This window comes from Microcystis sp. M49636_WE2 (assembly GCF_030065375.1).
Lineage (GTDB): Bacteria > Cyanobacteriota > Cyanobacteriia > Cyanobacteriales > Microcystaceae > Microcystis > Microcystis aeruginosa_C.
This window is the reverse complement of record NZ_JASJFG010000907.1, coordinates 1-3,635: the sequence shown is the minus strand read 5'-3', so window position 1 is coordinate 3,635 and position 3,635 is coordinate 1. Positions and strand designations below refer to the sequence as shown.

The following is a 3,635-nucleotide window of genomic DNA, read 5'->3' as shown; positions in this document are numbered from 1 at the left end:
TACAATTAACCCCGAACAAAGCCAAAAAACGCCCCTATTGACCGAAATAATCCGGCAAGCGGGGGGAGTGACTACGGTGGCCGATATTGGTCAAGTTCAAATCCGACGCAACCTCAAGGGACAAGAACAGCTAATTCAAGCGAATCTCTGGCAATTAATCCAAAAAGGCGATACAACCCAAGATATTAGCCTCAGGGATGGTGATAGCATCGTTATTCCCACTAAAACGACCCTTAGCGTCGGGGAAGTCAACCAATTAGCTGATGCCAATTTTGGACTAGATAGCGATCGAGAAATTAATGTTACTGTGGTGGGAGAAGTTTATCGTCCGGGGTCCCATCGTATTGTCCCCACTGCCAACAATAACAATAACAATAATAATGACCTAGATCGCGGTGGCACCAGGAAACCGGCCCGACTAACCCAAGCTATCCAACAAGCGGGAGGCATCAAACCTCTGGCCGATATCCGACAGGTGCAAGTGCTGCGTTATACTCGTGACGGTTCCCAGCAGAAAATCCCCGTAGATCTGTGGAGTTTGCTCGAAAAAGGTGATATGACCGGCGATATCTTTCTTCAAGAAGGGGATACGGTGATTATCCCCACCGCTACTGAAATCTCGGCCAAGGAATCGGAAACCCTAGCATCGGCTAGTTTTGCCCCCAAAACTATTAACGTGAAAGTGGTCGGGGAAGTGGTCAAACCGGGGACAATTGAAGTTCCTCCCAATACCCCTCTCAATCAGGCAATTTTAACCGCAGGAGACTTTGATAAGCGTCGGGCCGATCAGTCCACAGTGGAATTAATTCGTCTCAATCCTAACGGAACCGTCACCAAAACCTCAATTAACGTCGATTTTTCCCAGGGTATCAACGAGAAAACTAACCCGATTCTCCGCAATAATGATGTGGTGGTGGTTCATCGTAGCAATCTGGCCTCTGCCACCGACACCCTCGGCGCGGTTTTAAGTCCCTTTACCGGTCTGACAGGCTTTTTCAACGGATTTTTTAATCTTTTCCGTTAAAAAAGTTTACTTTACCACGATGTCATTAGCTAAGTAATCGAGCTAATAATAGATATAGAAACGGCGAAAAGTCGTGAGCGGTCACGGCTTTTCTGCTCAATAGACTCAGGAAAGAAAACTATGATTTTTCTCCTTACTCTAGCCCTAATCTCCCTGTCGATTAGCTACAATGTTCACGGCGAAATAATTAGCCTCAGTACCTGCTTATTGGGTCTTTTTTGTGGCTTGTTAAGTTTGTTCTTTACACCCCTACCGGTAAAAGTTTTTATTCTTGTCACCTTAGTCCTCTTCCACTGGGATTTTCAGCCCTAAACCCGACTAAAACCCTAAGCAGACTTAACCCATCAAAAAAACTGTTATGCAAAAACGCTATCTCGGTCAGACTAATATAGAAATTACTCCCCTTCTCCTGGGTACTTGGCAAGCAGGAAAAAAGATGTGGGCAGGTATTGAAGATAAGGAAAGTATTAGGGCTATTCGTGCCGCTTTTGAGACAGGAATTACCACTGTAGATACAGCCGAAATCTACGGGGAAGGTCACTCAGAATCCATTGTTGCTCAAGCTTTAGCCGATGTGCGAGAACAGGTAATTTATGCCACAAAAGTTTTTGCTAATCACCTCAAATACGAGGAAGTTATCGCCGCTTGTCATCGCTCTTTAAAAAACCTGCAAACTGATTATATCGATCTTTACCAAATTCATTGGCCTAGTGGCTCATGGAACACGGAAATAGTGCCTATTTCTGAAACTATGGCCGCTCTTAATTATCTGAAAGCACAGGGAACAATTCGCGCTATCGGGGTTTCCAATTTCTCCCGCTCTCAACTGGAAGAAGCTGGTCAATACGGCAGAATTGAGAGTATTCAACCTCCCTATTCTCTGTTTTGGCGCTCGGTAGAAAAGGAAATTATGCCCTATTGTATAGACAATAATATTTCTATTCTGGCCTATTCTCCCCTTGCCCAAGGTTTATTAACAGGAAAATTTAGAAACGGTTATCAGTTGGCAGCGGAAGACCATAGAATTAAAAATAAACTCTTTCATGGCGAAAACTTTCAGAGAGTACAAGCGGCTTTAACTCAATTAGAACCGATTGCTAACCGCTATAGTTGTTCCCTAGCTCAATTATCTCTGGCTTGGTTAATTAAGCAACCCCAAACTAATGCAATTGCTGGGGTAAGAAATGCCGCTCAGGCAGTTAATAACGCTCAGGCAATGACAATTAATTTAACCCCAGAAGACCTAAAATTAATTGATAATATTGGTAAACAGGTAACTGATTTCTTGGATGATAATCCTGTGCTGTGGGATTTCTAAAAATTATACAGCAGTTATCTTAAGGGTGAAGACAGAGGCTTTGGTTAATTCTCAGGAAAAAGCCTGTATAATGATAGCTATAGTCCGATTCTTACCGCAGGATTATCCCTATGGCTAAATCCAAAAAACACAATCTGCAATGGATTAAAGAAACCCTCGACTTAAATCCAGATCATAACTGGAAATCTAGTCCGGGTAACAGTATTTTTGTAGCTGGTCGCGGTGCAGTGCGCTTTGAAGTTCCTCAAGATTGGCATTTTGAACCTGATGATAATTCCTTTCGTTTTTTAGATAGAAAACCTCCCGATGATGATTGTCGTTTAGAGGTTTCCTATAATTTACTTCCTCCCGGAGATTGGAAAGAATTACCGCTAAAAGGAATGGTCAAAAAATTAGCTCGTGAAGATAGCCGCAATCCTCACGAAATCGGCGAAGTTATCCAAGAAAAACGCCAAACTGTCCGCATTGTTTGGGTACAAATTCAATTCATCGACCCCCAAGAAAATCGACCCGCTTATTCGCGCATTGCCGTGGGTATTGGTTCCGGGGTTCAATGTTTAATTACTATGGATTATTGGGTCAATGATGCGGAAAAATTCACCCCCGTCTGGGATACGGTTATCTCCTCCCTGGTGTTAGGTTTATATATTCGCGATCCTCGCAGCGGTTTAGCTTTCCCCGACTAAAGGTAATAGCAATTTTGCAGGAAAATTTCCTTGACAAAAAACCTTAATTGTGATAATGGAAAAATTTATCCCTCGACTTGCGTGGGGATAGCTGCCGGTCCCCGCATTGACGGGATGTGCAGGAAAGCAAGAGGGACTCAGACTTAAACGCAAGCTATGACCTTGAGGAATAGTGATAAAAGTGGCCTGCATGACAATATTTAGGGGTGATTCGGGATTATTTACCCGTTTATAACCCTGAGTGATATTAAAAACCCGACCATCGGGGGTAACTTGAGAAACCACCGCGCAGATATCGAAACTAACCGCATCTGCTTGACAATAACAATCCAGACGGGAACTACCCAAAATCGTTAAATCTTTCTCTAGGGGGGGAGAAGTGTAGGTAATCACATCACTGCGACAGTCTAGCATGGTGCGGTCGAATATTCCCCCCGGTAAGGCGCTATGACCTCCTAAAGATGGCACCGGTCGCCAAGGATCGTGAACGATGGTATCCTCGATCGCAGGTTCTAACAAAATCGCGCTTAATTTCCCCTCATCCTCGCGCAGATTGGCTAAACCTTGACTAGCAAGATAATAAATTTGCTGATTTTCTCTGGGAAAC

The 3,635-nt window shown here is 43.7% G+C and carries 4 protein-coding genes; 3 read left to right on the top strand and 1 reads right to left on the bottom strand.

Annotated elements, in window-relative coordinates:
* The 3 genes from PX484_RS20820 to PX484_RS20810 form a co-directional block, all read left to right on the top strand.
* Positions 1 to 1,024, top strand: a 1,024-nt coding sequence (locus tag PX484_RS20820; protein WP_288105345.1) for an SLBB domain-containing protein, incomplete at its 5' end; no start/stop codon positions are given.
* 358 nt (positions 1,025 to 1,382) lie between these two features.
* Entirely contained in the window at positions 1,383 to 2,342 is a 960-nt protein-coding gene (locus tag PX484_RS20815) for an aldo/keto reductase (RefSeq protein WP_004268101.1), read from the top strand.
* A 110-nt stretch (positions 2,343 to 2,452) separates the two neighbouring features.
* Complete coding sequence (locus PX484_RS20810) at positions 2,453 to 3,028, top strand: Alr1449 family protein (protein ID WP_004268100.1); 576 nt, start codon at positions 2,453 to 2,455, stop codon at positions 3,026 to 3,028.
* On the opposite strand, the gene PX484_RS20805 is transcribed toward PX484_RS20810, so the two are convergent.
* Positions 3,011 to 3,635 (bottom strand): CocE/NonD family hydrolase (locus tag PX484_RS20805; RefSeq protein WP_288105342.1); only part of this gene is annotated, 625 nt, incomplete at its 5' end. The genes PX484_RS20810 and PX484_RS20805 overlap by 18 nt on opposite strands.

Coding starts and splice junctions, on each gene's coding strand:
- PX484_RS20810 (WP_004268100.1), top strand. CDS start 2,453: ATGGCTAAATCCAAAAAACACAATCTGCAATGGATTAAAGAAACCCTC.
- PX484_RS20815 (WP_004268101.1), top strand. CDS start 1,383: ATGCAAAAACGCTATCTCGGTCAGACTAATATAGAAATTACTCCCCTT.